This is a genomic window from Nocardia sp. NPDC004711 (assembly GCF_053601595.1).
In genome coordinates, this window is record NZ_JBSGCB010000039.1 from 47359 (window position 1) to 63358 (window position 16000).

The 16000-nt window shown below is 70.5% G+C and carries 13 protein-coding genes; 8 read left to right on the plus strand and 5 right to left on the minus strand.

The window, feature by feature from the left end:
- Positions 1 to 76 precede the first annotated feature (76 nt).
- From ACWEKS_RS33095 to ACWEKS_RS33105, 3 genes are all read right to left on the minus strand, one after another.
- On the minus strand, positions 77 to 709 hold the full coding sequence (locus ACWEKS_RS33095; RefSeq protein WP_452343771.1) for a TetR/AcrR family transcriptional regulator: 633 nt from the start codon (positions 707 to 709) through the stop codon (positions 77 to 79).
- A 436-nt stretch (positions 710 to 1145) separates the two neighbouring features.
- Positions 1146 to 2012: a metallophosphoesterase gene (locus tag ACWEKS_RS33100; RefSeq protein ID WP_452343727.1), complete on the minus strand. Its 867-nt coding sequence runs from the start codon at positions 2010 to 2012 to the stop codon at positions 1146 to 1148.
- Positions 2009 to 2137: a hypothetical protein gene (locus ACWEKS_RS33105; RefSeq protein ID WP_452343728.1), complete on the minus strand. Its 129-nt coding sequence runs from the start codon at positions 2135 to 2137 to the stop codon at positions 2009 to 2011. The genes ACWEKS_RS33100 and ACWEKS_RS33105 overlap by 4 nt, the downstream gene beginning before the upstream one ends.
- A 518-nt stretch (positions 2138 to 2655) precedes the next feature.
- On the opposite strand from ACWEKS_RS33105, the gene ACWEKS_RS33110 reads away from it, so the two are divergent.
- From ACWEKS_RS33110 to ACWEKS_RS33145, 8 genes are read left to right on the plus strand one after another with little or no spacing between them, the layout of a single operon-like run.
- Positions 2656 to 5382: a phosphoenolpyruvate synthase gene (locus tag ACWEKS_RS33110; RefSeq protein WP_452343729.1), complete on the plus strand. Its 2727-nt coding sequence runs from the start codon at positions 2656 to 2658 to the stop codon at positions 5380 to 5382.
- Positions 5379 to 8990, plus strand: a complete 3612-nt coding sequence (locus tag ACWEKS_RS33115) for an AMP-binding protein (protein ID WP_452343730.1) — start codon at positions 5379 to 5381, stop codon at positions 8988 to 8990. Before ACWEKS_RS33110 ends, ACWEKS_RS33115 begins: the two co-directional genes overlap by 4 nt.
- Positions 8987 to 9268 (plus strand): phosphopantetheine-binding protein, encoded by a 282-nt coding sequence (locus ACWEKS_RS33120; protein ID WP_452343731.1) that lies wholly within the window; start codon positions 8987 to 8989, stop codon positions 9266 to 9268. Before ACWEKS_RS33115 ends, ACWEKS_RS33120 begins: the two co-directional genes overlap by 4 nt.
- Positions 9265 to 10374 carry an SDR family oxidoreductase gene (locus ACWEKS_RS33125; protein ID WP_452343732.1) on the plus strand — a complete coding sequence of 370 codons (1110 nt, stop codon included), beginning with the start codon at positions 9265 to 9267 and terminating at the stop codon, positions 10372 to 10374. The genes ACWEKS_RS33120 and ACWEKS_RS33125 overlap by 4 nt, the downstream gene beginning before the upstream one ends.
- Positions 10371 to 11306: a nucleoside-diphosphate kinase gene (locus tag ACWEKS_RS33130; RefSeq protein ID WP_452343733.1), complete on the plus strand. Its 936-nt coding sequence runs from the start codon at positions 10371 to 10373 to the stop codon at positions 11304 to 11306. Before ACWEKS_RS33125 ends, ACWEKS_RS33130 begins: the two co-directional genes overlap by 4 nt.
- Positions 11303 to 12307 carry a ScbA/BarX family gamma-butyrolactone biosynthesis protein gene (locus ACWEKS_RS33135; RefSeq protein WP_452343734.1) on the plus strand — a complete coding sequence of 335 codons (1005 nt, stop codon included), beginning with the start codon at positions 11303 to 11305 and terminating at the stop codon, positions 12305 to 12307. Before ACWEKS_RS33130 ends, ACWEKS_RS33135 begins: the two co-directional genes overlap by 4 nt.
- Positions 12307 to 12939: a nitroreductase family protein gene (locus tag ACWEKS_RS33140; protein WP_452343735.1), complete on the plus strand. Its 633-nt coding sequence runs from the start codon at positions 12307 to 12309 to the stop codon at positions 12937 to 12939. Before ACWEKS_RS33135 ends, ACWEKS_RS33140 begins: the two co-directional genes overlap by 1 nt.
- On the plus strand, positions 12936 to 13883 hold the full coding sequence (locus ACWEKS_RS33145; RefSeq protein ID WP_452343736.1) for a hypothetical protein: 948 nt from the start codon (positions 12936 to 12938) through the stop codon (positions 13881 to 13883). The genes ACWEKS_RS33140 and ACWEKS_RS33145 overlap by 4 nt, the downstream gene beginning before the upstream one ends.
- A gap of 4 nt (positions 13884 to 13887) precedes the next feature.
- Here ACWEKS_RS33145 and ACWEKS_RS33150 read toward each other — a convergent pair whose 3' ends face one another.
- Together ACWEKS_RS33150 and ACWEKS_RS33155 are read right to left on the minus strand one after the other, a co-directional pair.
- Positions 13888 to 14667 carry an ABC transporter permease gene (locus ACWEKS_RS33150; protein WP_452343737.1) on the minus strand — a complete coding sequence of 260 codons (780 nt, stop codon included), beginning with the start codon at positions 14665 to 14667 and terminating at the stop codon, positions 13888 to 13890.
- A complete protein-coding gene (locus ACWEKS_RS33155) occupies positions 14664 to 15941 on the minus strand; it encodes a glycosyltransferase (RefSeq protein ID WP_452343738.1) in 1278 nt (425 codons plus the stop codon). Before ACWEKS_RS33155 ends, ACWEKS_RS33150 begins: the two co-directional genes overlap by 4 nt.
- Positions 15942 to 16000 lie beyond the last annotated feature (59 nt).

Consider the following 16000-nt stretch of genomic DNA (forward strand, 5'->3'; position numbering starts at 1 on the left):
GACTGTGTCCAGAACGTTTACACAAGTCACCACCCGCGTCGGCCTTCGCGGCCCTGCTCAGGCGAATTGCAGCCGGTCAGACCACCGATTCGAACGGTGCCAGCAGCGGCAGCGACAATTCCGTCGCGTACGCGGCCGCCACCTCCAGGTCCTCACCCAGTCGACCCGCGATCCACTCCTGGATCAGTTCGACTACCGCACCGGTGAACATCGCGGCACTGACGCGGGCGAGGCGGGGATCCTCGCCGGGTCGTTCGGCGGTACTACGTTCCAGCACCCCTTCGATCAGCATCCGCTGCCCCGCCTCGCGCCGCGCCACCAGCACCGGATTCGCCCGTGCCTCGGTGAACAACACACGTCCCCGGCGTAGATCGGCGGCACAGAACTCCAACACCGATCGCACGATCAAACGCCGACGCCGCGCGGGCCCCGGGTCCGGCGTGATCGCCGTCCGCACGTGTTCGGTCAGCGCGTCGACCACAGCGTCGTACACCGCTCCGAGCAATTCGTCTGTATTCGCGAAGTTTTCGTAGAAGTAGCGGGTGTGCAGTTGTGCGGCGCGCGACACCGCACGGACCGTGACCGCCCCCTCCCCCTCGGTCCCAAAAAGCTCGAAACCGGCCTCGATGAGCAGTGCACGGCGCTCACTGCGCCGCTGGTCCATTCGCACGCCCGCCCACCGCGTCGCCGCAGCGGATTCCGAGCCCATCGAGTCGGTCACGACCTCAACCTAGCCCATTCTGGCAACACCCGTAGCCACCCGTGGCTCAATCCGCCGATACTCCGTCCACTTCCGCCGAGACCCATCAGCACCAGCTACCCGCAGTCGAACGACAGTCGGGCCGAAGGCCCAATTCGGCACCGGCCACACCCGCGGTGTGCACACCGGTCCGATGCCCGGCCGAGCTGCCGGGCACCGCGAGCAACAGCAGTTCGATCGATTGCTCTGGTCGGTGACCGGCTATACACAACGGCTGACCAGGGGCTGATAGGTCCAACCACCAGCAGTATCAGTGCTGGTGTGAGGTACGGGTAGGGCGTGGCCCGGCGGATCAGGCGGCGGAGCCGGGCGCGGTGCGGGCGCGCCGCCGGTGCCGGGATTGGCATCGGCGGCGAATCCTGCGGGGCGACAGTGACGAACACCGCTAGCCCCTTCCGGACTCGAGAGCCTGGAGACGCTCCTGCACCTCGGTGTCGGACTTGTCGTAGAGCCGGGTCGTGGGTGTCGTCTCGACCGCGCTGGCGATGATGGCCGTGTCCAGGACGTCGATCCGGGTGAAACCCGAACCGGCGATGCCGTATTGACGGCCCGTCGGTGACATGGCGTCGATGCGATAGGCCAGCGCGGGTCCGACCCATACCGGGATGCCCGCCAGCGCGGAGGCCGCGGTCATGTGGTTGTGGCCGCAGAGGATCATGCGGACGTCGGTGCCGGTGAGCACCTCCGCCAGCCGATCGGCGTTGCGCAGCTTGAGGAATTCGGCGGCGGGGACAGCCGAGGGCAGCGGCGGGTGATGCAGCACCAGCAGGCTGCCCCGGGGCGCGGGCTCGCGGAGCTGGGCGGCCAGCCAGTGCAGCTGGCTGTCTTCGAGATGGCCGTGGTGCTGTCCGGGCGTGGTGGAGTCCAGGCCGATGACGCGCAGCCCGGCCACCTCGAGGACCTGGTCGCAGGGTGCGGTGGCCGCCGCCGAACCGGGCTCGTGCCCGAACAGTTCGACCCCGAATGCCGCTCGCTCGTCATGATTTCCCATCACATAGAGCACCTGCGCGCCGAGCTCGGCCGCCACCGGCTCCACGGCCGCGCGCAGCCGCCGATATGCCTCGGGTGCGCCGGTGTCGGCCAGATCGCCGGACAGGATGAGCGCGTCGATGCGCCGCCCGCCGGTGCGGAGCTTGTCGAGGACGTGCAGCAGGACCGCATGGGTGTCGACCGCGTCGAGGACGCGCTCACCGTTCGCGCGCAGGTGGGTGTCGGTGAGCTGGACCAGGGTCAGGATGTTCGCCGGGTTCACGATGCGGCCCCGCTGGGGCCGAGCGGCACCAGGAATTCACCGTCGGCGATGTCGAGGCCCACCTCGCGCACCGCGTACTCGGCGCCGAATCGTTTCGACACCGCGTCGATCTGCAGCCGGGCCACCGCTCTCCTCTCTCCGGGACCGCACGGGTCCTCCTTGGGACCGCACCGGCTTTCGCCGAGGTCGTGCGGTGTGCTGCACCCAGTCTCGGTGCGGTGGCGCCCGGTATGGCGCGGCGATCGGCACTGCCTATCGGTCGAATCGAGCAGCGCCCTTTCCCGATCGGGAGCAACGCATGCGCGCCCACACTGATCCGTTCTCCTGAAAAGCCAACCACCTTGCCGTTGGCGATCGGGCTTCGGCGCGCTGCACCGGAACATGTTGCTGTGCAACAGCATACGTGGTATTCGCGGGTTGCGTCGGTGCCCGCCGGGGACTATCGGAGGTCTTCACGCTATCCGGCCGTGTCATTCGGTGTGCGAATTGCACGGCGTGGCTTCGGCTGTGATGGTGGCTCGAGGAACCGGGGTGAGGCAGACCCAAGAACCTTGGGCTGGTGCGCGTTTGAAACGTGGACTACTCAAAGTAGAACCCCTGATCTTGCTCCGGCATTCGCTGTGATCTGACTGGCCTCAGGGGGATGGGAGAGGTTGTGCGGTTGCTCGGCCCTTGGTCGGATTCGGTGGATGTCGCCGCGTACGGGGGTGGGAAGGCGCGGGGGTTGTACGCGCTGGGGGAGGTGGGGGTGCGGGTGCCCGAGTGGGTGGCGCTCGGCACGGAGGTGTTCGATGGGTTCGCGAGCGCGGCGGGCCTGACCAGGGAATTGGCGGGGTTCGCGGCGGTCGGGGAGGTCGAGGCCGCGGTGGCGCGGGCCGCCGAGCTGCGCGGGGCGCTGGCGGCCGCGGAGGTGTCCGAGGCGGCGGTGGCGGTGATCGGCGAGGCCTGGGCGCGGCTCGGGCCGGAGCCGATCGCGGTGCGGTCGTCCATGTCGGCCGAGGACGGGGCGGAGGCTTCGTTCGCCGGGCAGTTCGACAGCCGCCTGAACGTGCACGGTCTCGAAGCGGTGATCGCCCGGGTGCGGGACTGCTGGGCGTCGGCGTTCTCCGAGCGTGCGGTGCGATATGCGTTCGCGCACGGCCTGTCTCGCGCCTACGCGCCCGCGGTGGTGTTACAGCGATTGATCTCGGCGCGATCCAGTGGCGTGGTGTTCACGCGGAATCCGATGACCGGCGCGGACGACGAGCTGGTGATCAGCGCCGTCTACGGGCTGGGGGAGGGGCTGGTCTCCGGCGCGGTCGACGCCGACTCGATGATCCTGGACCGGGACACCGGCGCACTGATCGATATCACACTGGGGGACAAGGATATTCGGTTCGATCCCGGCGACGGGCAGGGCTGCGCGACGGTCGAGGTCGAGGCCGGCCGACGCGGCGCGCGGGTGCTGACCGACGCCGAGACCGCCGAGCTCGCCGAGATCGCCCGGAAGGTCGAAATATCCTGTGGCGCGCCACAGGACATCGAATGGGCCATCGACGACACCGGCGTGTGGCTGCTGCAGACCCGGCCGATCACCGCGACCGCGTCGACGCTGTCCGCGCGCGAGGTCGAGCTGCGTGGCGCGGGCGAGCGGGTGGGTCCCGGTGAGGCACGAATCTGGGACAACTCCAACATCATCGAGAGCTTCAGCGGCGTCACCTCACCGCTGACCTACACCACCGCCGCCGATATCTACGGCCGCGTATACCGCGGCTACGCGGCCTCCCTGGGGGTGCCGCCCGAGCAGCTGCGGCAGACCGATGCGTGGACTCCCGTGCTGCTGGGCAGCTTTCACGGCCGCGTCTACTACAACCTGCTGCACTGGTACCGCATGGTCGGCATCGCGCCCGGCTACCCGCTCAACCGGCGGGTGCTCGAGGCCGCCCTCGGCGTGGCCGAACCGCTGCCGGCGGATATCGCGAAGACGCTGCGCCCCTTCGAATTCGACAGCACGGCGGCCCGGCTGCGCTCGCGGGCGCGCACCACGGTGATCTACGCGCGGCGCCTGTTCGGCATCGACGACATGGTCGAACAGTTCATGACCGACTTCTACCGGGTCTACGACGAGTACGACGCCGTGGACTACACGGCGCTGACCGGCGAGCAGGCCTACCGCTCCTATCGCACGGTGGAGGGCGACCTGGTGCGGCGGTGGGGGCCGCTCATGGTGCTCGACGCCGTCCTGCTCACCCTTTCCGGCCTGATGTTCCTGCTGACCAAGCTGTTCCTGCCCAAGGCGCCGGAATGGTTCCTCTACGCCGTGGTCGGCCCGGGCGCGGATGTCGAATCCGCCGAGCCGGCCCGCGCCATGACCGAGCTCGCCCGGGTCGTGCGCGCTGATCCGGAACTGAACGACATCATCAATTCGACTGCGCCGGAGGCGATTCACGACGCGCTGCGAGTCGCCGGTCGTACCGAGTTCCTCGCCGCCCTCGACGACTATCTGGACCGCTACGGCTACCGCAGCCTCGACGAGTTGAAGCTGGAAACACCGGATCTGCGCGAGAATCCGGCCAATCTGTTCGTCATGCTGCGCAGTGCGGTCGGCCGGGTCGGCGACACCGTGACCGCGAACCGCGCCGGCGAGGCCGATGCCTACCTGGACGAGCACCTCGGCCACGGCGTCCGGCGGCACGTCTACGAACGCCTGCGCGCCAAGGTCTCCCGCTGCGCCGCCCACCGTGAGCGGCTGCGCTTCTGCCGCACCCGCGCGTTCGGCATGGTCAAGCGCATGATCCGGGTGATGGGCCGGGATCTGGCGGCGCGCGGGGTCATCGACGAGTTCGAGGACGTCTTCCAGCTGACCGTCGAGGAACTACGCGGCTGCTACGAGGGCGCGGACACCGACCGGCTGCGCGAGGTGGTGACGGTGCGGAAGTCGCTGCGCGCCAAGGATTCCACGCTGGTGGCCCCGGCCCGCTTCCGCACCGTCGGACCGCGGCTGGGTAATGCCGAACTGGCCGAGCAGGGCTGGGTGCCGGTCACCGCGACGGCCGCGGCCACTCCCGGCACGGTGCTCACCGGAACCCCGTCGGCGGCGGGCATTGTCGAGGGGGCCGCGGTGATCGTGGACGAACCCCGCGACGTGGCCGGCGGCATCCTGATCGCCTACCGCACCGATCCGGGCTGGGTGGCGGCCCTGCCCTCGGCGTCGGCGCTGGTCATCGAACGCGGCAGCCCGCTCACCCACGTGGCCATCGTGGCACGTGAGCTGGGCGTGCCGACCGTGGTCCAGCTGCCCGGCATCACCCGCCAACTGCGCAGCGGCATGCGTATTCGAGTCGATGGGGCCGCCGGCACCGTCACCGTGCTTCCCGAAGGAGACCAGTGATCGACCACGTGAACGACGAAGCGACCGTGCGCAGGTGGCTGATCGAGCCCTCGGCCGTCACCGGGCTGTACCTGGCCGACGAGGCCGACGGATGGGAGTACCGCAGCTATCGGGAGCTGGCCGACCAGGTGTGGTCGATTGCGGACCTGCTGCGGGCCGCGGGACTCGGCAGCGGTGACGGCGCGTGCGTGATCATGCCGACCGGATTCCCGTGTGTGGCGGCCTTCTACGCGGTGTGGGCGTGCGGCGGGGTGTTCACCCCGGTCGCGCCGCCCATGTTCGGCGACCTGGAGCAGATCGTCGCGCACATCGCGGGCATCGTCGAACAGGCCGCGCCCCGCCTGGTGGTCACCTCCCCGGAGTTCGAGACCTTCGTGCGCAGCGCCTGCCTCGCGGCCGGTCGCACCGACGAACCGGTGGTCGTCCATGCCGCGGCGCTGGCCGCCGCCCCCGCGACGCGCGAGCTCGCCGAGGCGTCGGAAGTGGCACTGCTGCAGTTCACCTCGGGTTCCTCGGGCGCACCGCGCGGCGTGCGGGTGAGCTGGCACAACCTGGCCAACAACATCGCCATGATCACCCGCCTCATCGACTGGCGGCCGGGCGAGACCATGGTGTCGTGGCTGCCGCTGTACCACGATATGGGCCTGGTCGGCGCGTTCCTGCAGGGCGTCACCAACCAGGCCGACCTGTACCTCATGCGCCCCGACCAGTTCGTGCGCGACCCGCTGCGCTGGCTGCGCGCCATGACCCACGCCCAGCACGCGCCGTCGCCGTCGTTCGCGCTCGGCTATGTGGCGCACCGGGTCCGGCCCGAGGAGATCGCCGGGCTGGATCTGTCGGGCTGGCGGACGCTGGCCATCGGCTCCGAACCGGTCGAGGTGGCCGATCTACAGGCCTTCGCGAATCTGACCGGCCCGCAAGGCTTCTCGATGGGCGCGTTCACCCTCGCCTACGGGCTGGCCGAGGCGACGCTCATGGTGACCTCCTCGCCCACCCGGCGGCCCATCACCGCGCTGCGGCTGGACAATCCGAATCTGCGCTTCGGCGAAGCGGTTCCGGTGCTCGAGGAGGCGATGCTCGACGACACCCACCGGGTGGCGGGTGCGGGCTGGATCACCGGGCTCGGCTTCTCCACCCCCGAATCCACCGTGACCGTGGTCGACGACGAGGGCCGGGAACTGCCCGACGGCGTCCTGGGCGAGATGGTGGTGACCGGAGACTCGGTGGCGCTGGGCTACTCCGGGGAGGCGAGCGCGACCTCGTCCACCCGCCTGGAGAACGGCCGCCTGTACTCGGGGGACGCCGGATTCCTCTACCGCGGCGAGGTTTTCGTCCTCGGCCGCATGGGCACCAGCATCAAGGTGCGCGGCCGCTCGGTGTTCATGGAGGACATCGAATCCCGGGTCGCCCAGGAAACCGGGCTCACCAAGGGCAAGCTCGCCGCCGTCGGCCTCGTCGAGGCCGGACTCCAGGGGGTCGCGCTGTTCGCCGAGACCGCGCCCGGCGACTGGATTCCGCAGGCCCGCGCCCTCATTCGCGGCCATCTCGGACCCGCCCAGACCGTGCACATCGTCACCGGGCCGCGCGGCCTCATCCGCCGGACCTCCAGCGGCAAACCCCGCCGCCGCCACATGTGGCAGCTGCTGCGGGACGGCGCCCTCGCAGGCGCGGTACTGCACGAGGCGGATACCGCGGCGGGGCACCCCACTTCCCTCGAGCCGGAAGGGGCCGCGGTCGACAAGCCACAGCCGACTGGGCTCACGCAGGTCGGCGACGCCTCGGATGGCGGATCCGAGGCGGTACCGCACCCGGCACAAGCCGTGCCGCGACCCGGGATGCCCATGGACAGGCTGCGACAGCTCCTGGACAGCGCGCTGCGCTCGGTCGTCGTTCCCGCGGACGCCGCTGTCCTGTTCGAGGGCTCGCTGGCCGAGGGTTTCGGCAATGCGGGCTCGGACATCGACTTCCTGGTGGTGGCCCCCGGCGCGGACGAGCTGCCGACCCTGCCGACCGTCCTGTTCCTCGACGGCCGCCGGGTCGAGGTCCGCACCCGCTCGGTGGCCCAGCTGCGCCGCCAACTCGAGCGGGCCGCCACCGACCCGGACGAGGACGGCCTCAACCGCTGCCAGCGCTTCCTGCGCGCCACGGTCATCCGACCCGGCACGGTCGATCTGGACCAGCTGCGCGGAATCCTCACCCACGACGCCTTCACCACCCTCGTCGCCGACTGGTGGGCCAGCCGTGCCCGCCATGCCCTGGGCTACGCCATCGCCCTGCGCGCCTTCGGAGCCCACACCGAAGCCGAGGCCTGGGCCGAAGACGGCCTCCGGCAAGCCATGAAGGCCTGGCTCGCCGGCCGCGGCGAAACCTACCTCGAAACCAAATGGCTGCCACAGCAACTCGATCGCACCGCCCCCGACGCGTTGATCGACCGCTATCGCGAGCTGACCCGCGCCGAAGACCGGGACGACGCGAGTAGCGAGGCCTATTCCGGGCGGCTCGCGCCGCTCGAATCGACTGAATCATCGGATTCCGGCAGGGAGATCGCTCCGACGATCCCCGCCACTGCCGGCCCGGTGTCTCGGGAGCGGGTAGGTGCACGGTGGGCTGCCACGGTGGCCCTGGCCGCAGAGCTCGGGGTGGCGGGCGTCGCTGATGATTCACACGACCTGATCTTCACGCGGCGTCCCGCCGTCACCACCTGGCCGCTGGCCGGACGTCTGCACGTGCTGCGTTCCGACAGTGAGGTTTTCGTGCTGTCCGAGGCAGGAGCCCAGGCATGGCGGTCGGTGGTGTTCCGGCAGTCGATCCGGGATGTCATGGCGCGCGCTCGGCGCGACATCGGGGCGGAGCTGGCGGAGTTCGTCCGGCTGGGGTTCGTCGGGTTGCAGTGGCGGGGCGGCGAGGTGCTCGAACCGGCCCTGGCCATGTGCAAACCGGTGGAGGCGTATACGCCGGTGGCCGTGGTGGCGACGCCTGCGCTGGGACTCACCGGTGCGGCGCGCGGCGAGGGAATCGCCACGCTGTCGGCATTGCCCGCCCGGCGGTTCATCGGGGCCGGTCTGAATCTGGTGTGGTCCAACGTGGTGCTCGAGAACGCCCGCGAGGATCTGGTGGGCGCGGTCAAGGACGCGCAGGGCGAGGTCGCCGATGTCGCCGCGCACCGGCTCATCGCCATGAGTGTGCGAGTGCTGTTGAGCGCGTTCGGCATTCATCCGCTGCCCGCCGATGTGGATCCGGTCGGCACGGTCGCCGGTTTGCTGCCCGCGCACGCCCCCGAGCGGGACACGCTGATCGCGGCACTGGAATCTGCTGCGCGCGTGCGGTTCTCGCGCACCCTGCGAAGCGGCGGCGACGCGTTGAACGATCTTGCCCGTGTCGACGCCGTCGTCGCCACGGTGCGGCGCCTGGCCGCGGATACCGGTGCGGGCCGGGACTTCCCGGCCTCTTTCGATTCCCGCGAGCAGTGGCAGCGCACCCTCACCCTCGGCTACGACTGGCTGCGGCTGGCCGGGTATCTCGACGCCGACCTGCCCCTGGACGAGGCCCGCGACCTGCTGGCCAGCGGCGGCCAGCAGCCCCACCTGCGAGAGAGCGAGCAGTCATGACCACCGAAGCCACTGTCGCCGAGCGCGTCCGGCACATCATCGCCACCATGGCCCCGCGGCCCGCCGAATTCGACGGTGCCGCCGACGCGCGGGAACGGACCGACCAGCTGCGCCTGATCGAGGACCTCGGCTTCGACTCGCTGCGGCTGATGGAATTGACCGTGGTGCTCGAACAGAGCTTCGCGCTGCCGCGCTACCGGCCCGAACAGCTGATGGGGGTGCTGCGGGTCGGCCAGGTCGTCGATCTGGTCACCCGCACCCTGGAGGTGAGCGCATGAGCGAGCGGAACACCGTCCTGCTCACCGGCGCGAGCGGACTGGTCGGATCGGAAGTCGCCGCCCGGCTCAGCGCCGCCGGCCGCCCGGTAGCCGCCGTGCTGCACAGCAATTCGGACATCCGCCGCAATGACGGCAGCGGGTACGAGCCGGACCTGCGGATCACCGGTGACGTCCGGCGGCCGCTCTTCGGGCTGGACCCCGCGACGGCCGCCGATCTCGCCGGCCGGGTGGGCATCATCGTGCACTGCGCCGCCACCACCGCCTTCGACGCCACCGCCGAGACCTATGACGAGCTCAATGTGCGCGGCGCGGAGCACGCGGTCGCAGTGGCCCTCGCGTGGGACGTACCGCTGCTGCACGTGAGCACCGCCTACGTGTGCGGCCTGCGGCACGGGGTCATCCGCGAGGACGAACTGGATGCGGGCCAATCCTTCGGAAACGGCTACGAGCAGAGCAAATTGCGGGCCGAACAGGTGATCCGGGCGGCCGGGGAACGCGGTCTGCGGTGGGCGGTGGTGCGTCCGGGCATCGTCACCGGCGCGCTGGGCGACGGCGTGATCCGCGAGTACAAGAACCTCTACACCGTGGTGAAACTCATGGTCGAGGGCAAGCTGCGCACCCTGCCGGGCCGTTACGACGCCACGCTCGCCCTCGCCCCGGTCGACCACGTCGCCGATGTGATCGCCGCAGCGGTCACCGATTTCGACAGTGTCGCCGGATCCACCCTGCACGCGGTGGGCCGGGACACGCTGTCACTGCGCGAGGTCTCCGACGTGCTGGCCGAGTACCCGTCCTTCGAGGTCGCGACCTTCGTGCCGGAATCCTCCTTCCGCGCCGAGGATCTCGACCCCATCGAGCGCGAGTACTACCTGCGCATCGGCGCGCTCTACACCAGCTACTTCCAGCGCCGGCTGTCCTTCGACACCAGCAACGCGGACCGCCTGCTGGACCGGCTCCCACCGCGGACCGGCAAGGACTACCTGCGGGCGCTGCTGGACCACTGCCTGGAGTCCGGCTACCTGGGCGCGCCGCTGCCATCCATCGCGGAAACCCTGGCGCGCACCGGAATCGGCGCATCGGCACCGGGAGCGGGGGTCCGGTCGTGACGGACGACGCCCTGCGCACCCTGCTCGCCGACGCGACTCCGTCGAAGGAGAAGGTCGACGCCTACCTCACCGACACCTATGTGCTCGAGACCGTCGAGCAGGCACAGCGGCTCGGTATCGACGCCGCCGCCTTCGCCCGCGAGCACTCGCTGCTGCTGCTGAAACCGGACGCCATCGTGGCCCGGGCTGTCGAACCGACCCTGACGTGGCTGGCGGACAACGACTTCCAGGTGGTGGACGCCCGCCGCGTGGTGGTGGACCGGCATGTGGCCCGCGCCCTGTGGTACTTCGCGTGGAACATCGCCTCCCCGGAACGGCGGCGGCTGGCCGACCTGCTGGTGGGGATCTCAGACGTCCTGGTGCTCGTGGTCCGCGGCCCGGTCGCCGACCTGCCGACACCGGTGCGCCTGACCGCCGCCAAGGGCGCGACCGACCCCCGCAAACGGCAGCCCGGTGAACTGCGCTACCTGCTCGGCCGGCACAACTACCTGCTCAATCTCGTGCATTCCCCCGACGATCCCGCCGACGTGCTGCGCGAACTCGCCATCTACTTCGACGAGACCACCCGGGCCCAGGTGTTCGCCCACGCGCTCGAGGCGCGCGACCGCACCGACGCGGCCGCCGCGCTGGCCCGCGACCTCTACGACCGGGCCCCCGCCCGCAGCTTCGAGCGCTCCGACGCCATCGCCCGGCTGTGCACCGAACTGGGTTCCGCCGCAATGAAATCCCTGGACGATCGGATCTCCGCGGCCGAACCCGGCTCCGCGGCCGCCCAGGCCGCGCTGCTGGAGGTGGCGTGGTCCAGCGGCCGCGAGCTCGACCCCTGGTCGCTCATCGTGCTGGGTTCCTACGTCCTACCCATGCGCGCCGGGACCGGGTCGCAGACCCTGCGCCCGGTCAGCGCGACCGATTGGCTGGAGGCCAGACCATGACGACGACACAGCCACCCAGAACCGCGCACCCGCTCACCCGGGCCGCCGCCGTGCGCGCCACCCACCTGCGCACCATCTCGCGCGCGCTCGCGCACCGGCACGCGGTCGCCGAGGTCTTCGTGACCTCGCTGGAGGCCGAGACCTCCGGCGTCTTCGTGGCCGGCGCCCAATTGCCGCGCATGCACGGCCATTACGGCGATCACGCCGGCGCGCTGGGCCTGCACCACGACCTGATCGCGGTCATGGAGGCCGCCCGGCAGGCCTCCATCGCCGTGACCCACGAGTTCTTCGATGTGCCCACCGACCGCGCCTTCCTGGTGCGCACCTTCAACGGCACCGGCATCGACGGCGCGATCTGGGAGATCGGTTCCGCGCCCGCTGATCTCGAACTGCGGGTGCGGGCGCTGCGCGAACACCATCGGGGTGAGCGGCTGGAGGGCCTGGACCTGGTCCTCGACATCAGCTGCCGGGGAGTTCCGATGGGTACCGTCGACGGCTCCTTCTCCTGGGTGGATCCGCGGCAGTGGGCCGCCATCCGTGCGGGTTACCGGAAGCACCTGGGCCTGGGGCCCTTCGAGATTCCCGCCTCGCCGGGCCCGCGGGCCGCCGCGGCGCTGGTCGGCCGGGAGAATCCCCGCAATGTGGTGATCGGGCCGCCGGAGTCCACCCCGGGCCGGTCCCGCGCCGCGCTGGTCGCGGACACCACCCATCCGATCCTGTTCGACCATCAGCTCGACCACGTGCCCGGCAACCTGCTCATCGAGGCCTGCCGGCAGGTCGCGCTCACCACCGTGGGCCCGCACCGCCGATTGATCAGCGTGACAAGCGCTTTCGACCAGTTCGTGGAACTCGACCTGCCCGCCGTGTGCGTGGCCGAGCGCACCGACTCCGGGGTGGACGCCACCGTGGTGCACTGTGAGATCCGCCAGGCCGGCGCCGTGGCGGCCCGGATCGACCTCGAATTCGCGGGGGACCTGGCACTGGCGGAGGACGGCGACTGATGGACACCGATCTGCTGACCGGCACCCGCGCGGTCCGCAAACGCCTCGACCTGCAGCGCCCCGTCGACGACCGCGACCTGCGGGAGTGCCTGGAGATCGCGGTGCACGCGCCCAGCGGCTCGAACCGGCAGCCGTGGCGGTTCGTGGTGGTGCGCGACCCCGGACTCAAATCCCGGATCGGCGAGTACTACCGGAAGGGGTTCGCCGCCAACCTCTCCGGCCGCACACCCCGGCCGGATCAGCTGGCCGATCTGGCCTCGGGGCAGCACCTGGCCGACCACCTGGGCGAGGTGCCCGCGCTGATCGTGGTGTGCACGCTGGGCCGCCCGCCCGCCGAACCCTCGGCGCTGCGGCTGGCCGGCTTCTACGGGTCGATCTATCCGGCGGTCTGGAATCTCCAGCTGGCCTTGCGCGCACGCGGACTCGGATCGACGCTGACCACAGCGCATCTGGCCTACGAGCGTGAAGTCGCCGAGCTGCTGGGCATTCCGTTCGAGGAGGTCACCCAGGTGGCCATGCTGCCGGTCGCGCACCTGCTGCCGGGCGGCGGCAAACCCGTGCGCCGCACACCCGCCGCGGAACTGACCGGCTGGGACGGCTGGCCGACGCCGGGGGAGGTGGCGGCGCCGTGACCGATCTCGCCGAAATCCCGTCCCGCACCGGCCTTCTCACCTCGGCGGGCCGGATCGCACGGTTCACCAAGGTGATGTACAAGCCGCACTATCTGCTGTACGGCATCCTCTGGGTGCTGGCCCTCGAAGGGACGGCGGCACTGCTGACGCAGCCGGGCGTCGCCTGGCATCCGACCGGCGCGACCGCCGCCCGTATCGGCATCGTCGCGATCGTGCTGCTGTACCTGCGCATGGTCGACGAGCAGAAGGACCTCGAGTACGACCGGGTGCACAATCCGGACCGGCCGCTGGTCACCGGAGCGGTGAGTGCGCTCGAATTGCGCAGTGCCATGGGGGTGATCGCGGTGGTTTCCATCGCGGGCAGCCTCGCGTTGTCGGTGCGCTCGGCGGTGGCCATCGCGGCGGTGCTCGCGTACGGCCTGATTCTCTGGGCGCTGGAACAGCTTTCGGAGACGGTGCGCACCGATATCATGCTCAACCTCGTGGTCACCTATCCGGTGCAGCTGCTGGTGACCGCGTATGTCGTGCTGTCGGCCATCGACACCGGCGAGGCGGCGCCTCGCGGCCGGGTCGCGGTGGTGGCCGTCGTGTTCGCCGGAGCCTTCCTGCAATTCGAGTTCGCCCGCAAGACCTCGCGCAGCGTGCGGCCGGGGGAGATGTACTACTCGAACACGCTCGGTGCACTCGGTAGCGCCGGGGCGTCGGTACTGTGCGCACTGGCGGCGGCGGTGGGTGAGATCGCCGTCGCAAAGCCGTGGGAGTGGCACGGCGCGGCCGCAGTCGTCGGCTGGATTCCCTTGGCACTCACGCTGATCCCGGCGATCGGGGCATGGCGGTTCGTGCGGTCGCGGGACGACGAGTACCCGGTGCTGCCCGCGGTCCTGTTCATCCTCACCCTGTACCTGACGCTGATCGCGCAGGCGGCGGTGGCCACCCGCGGCTGACCGATCAGCGGTAGGACAAACGCCGGAAGGACACGGCGGCGCAGGCCAATCCGACCACCGCGATGGCCAGGCACCACAGCACCGCCGCCGGCGCCCGATCGGCGGCGGTGCCGTCCAGCAGCGCGCGCACGGTGTCGACCACCGGGGTCGCTGGCTGCCGGTCGGCGATACCGCGCAGCCAGCCCGGCATGGTGCGGGTCGGCACGAACGCGCTGCTGACATACGGAATGAACGTGATCGCGTAGGTGAGCCCGCCCGCCGCCTCCGGATTGCTCGCCGCCATGCCCAGCGCCACCGCGACGGCCGTGATCGCGATCACGAACAGCGCGATCAGCGCGGCCGCGCCCAGCCAGCCCAACGGCCCCGAACCCGGCCGATAACCCAGTGCCACCGCGACACCCACCGCGATGGCGATGGCCGCCATGGTGCGCACGAGGCCCTCGCTCAGATGCCCCGCCGACAGTGCCTGCCGGAACATCGGCAGCGTCCGGAAGCGGTCCATACTGCCCCGCGTCATATCGGTGCACACGCTGGTCGCGGTGATCGACGCGCCGAAACCCGTGCACAGCAGCATGATTCCCGGCACCACATAGTTCAGGTACGAGCCGCCGACCTCGATCGCGCCGCCGAACACGTAGGTGAACAGCAGCATCATCAGAATCGGCATGGTCAGCGAGATGACCAGCGTGTCCGTGCTGCGCAGGGTCCGGCGGGCGCAGCGCCGGAACATGACCAGGGTGTCGGGGACGAAATGGCGTACCGCCGTGAGCATGGGAGCGGTCACCGGGCGGCGGCCTCGATGAGATCCGCGGTGTGCCCGGCCACCCCGGTGGTCCGCAGGGTCGCCGCGAAGCCCTCGACCCGCTGCCGGGTCCGGGCGTTCAGCAGCGGCGCCAGCGCGCCCGCCAGGCGGTCGGCGGTCATGGCGGTGAACGGAAGATGTGCGCCCACACCGAGTTTCTCCACCTGCCCGCCCCACATGGGCTGCTCGAACGACACCGAGCACACCACCGTGGGCAGTCCGGCCCGCAGGCTCTCGAACAGGGTGCCGATGCCGCCGTGGTGCACGGCGGCCGCGCAGTGCGGGAAGATCAGGTCGTAGGCGAAATTGCCGACCAGCTTGATCCGGTCGCCCGTCACGGTGTTCGCGACGTCCAGGTCGCTCCACCCCGCGTGCACCAGGGCGCGCACCCCGAGCCGGGTGGACACCTGTTCCACCATGGCGAACACGGCCGCGGCATCGCGAATCGGCATGCTGCCGAAGCCGAAGAACACCGGCGGCTCGCCCGCCTCCACCCAGGACAGAATGTCGTCGTGGCTGCCCGACAGCTCGCCGACCGCCGCGCGGGTGGCGTGATCCAGGGTCAGGAAGCCGGTGAAGGGGCGGCGGTCGTCCCATTGCTCCGGCAGGTTCGGCACCAGGGCAGGATCGTAGATCTGGATCTCGGGCACCCGCGCCCGCGCCAGCGCCGCGGCCGGGCTGGTGTACGACTTCGGCAGCCCCAGCATGCCGCGCAGCTCGTTGAGGTAGCGCAGGAACACCACGCGGCGCAGGTTCTCGGCCAGCAGCCAGGTGGCCCGATTGACCGGGGCGGGCGGATTCCAGTGTGCGGGAAGCAGACCGGGGAACGGGTAGGCGCTGTTCATCCGTGCCGGGTAGTAGTGCAGGCTGACCAGCGGCACGCCCATGGCCTCCGCGATCGAGGACGCCCGATCCTCGGTGACGGTGCTGGCCACGATCAGATCGGCCTTCGCGCACACGTCGATGACCTCGCGGTTCATCCGCTCGCCGTACTCGGCCATCTGCTTGCCGACCAGCTGCATCAGCCGCAGCGTGTTGCCCGCGGCCAGCGCCCGCTGGCCTTCGACGGAGCTGTAGAGCCGCTGCACGTCCGGTCCGCAGGCCTGTGCGGGAAGGCCTGCGGCGGTGACGAATTCGACCAGATTCGGCGGCGCGCCGATGAGCACCTCATGGCCGCGCCGCTGCAATTCGACGCCCAGGCCCACGATCGGGTGCACATCGCCCCGGGTTCCGGTCAGCGGTATCGCGATGCGCATGCGGCCTCTCTCGGCGTGGGGACGGGATCCCTTGACCCTGGGGTGCTCTGCGGGCCGGC

What these genes read in the sequence shown, in the direction of transcription:
- ACWEKS_RS33095 (WP_452343771.1), bottom strand. Translation starts at nt 709, where the DNA reads ATGGGCTCGGAATCCGCTGCGGCGACGCGGTGGGCGGGCGTGCGAATG.
- ACWEKS_RS33110 (WP_452343729.1), top strand. Translation starts at nt 2,656, where the DNA reads ATGGGAGAGGTTGTGCGGTTGCTCGGCCCTTGGTCGGATTCGGTGGAT.
- ACWEKS_RS33120 (WP_452343731.1), top strand. Translation starts at nt 8,987, where the DNA reads ATGACCACCGAAGCCACTGTCGCCGAGCGCGTCCGGCACATCATCGCC.
- ACWEKS_RS33125 (WP_452343732.1), top strand. Translation starts at nt 9,265, where the DNA reads ATGAGCGAGCGGAACACCGTCCTGCTCACCGGCGCGAGCGGACTGGTC.
- ACWEKS_RS33135 (WP_452343734.1), top strand. Translation starts at nt 11,303, where the DNA reads ATGACGACGACACAGCCACCCAGAACCGCGCACCCGCTCACCCGGGCC.
- ACWEKS_RS33140 (WP_452343735.1), top strand. Translation starts at nt 12,307, where the DNA reads ATGGACACCGATCTGCTGACCGGCACCCGCGCGGTCCGCAAACGCCTC.
- ACWEKS_RS33155 (WP_452343738.1), bottom strand. Translation starts at nt 15,941, where the DNA reads ATGCGCATCGCGATACCGCTGACCGGAACCCGGGGCGATGTGCACCCG.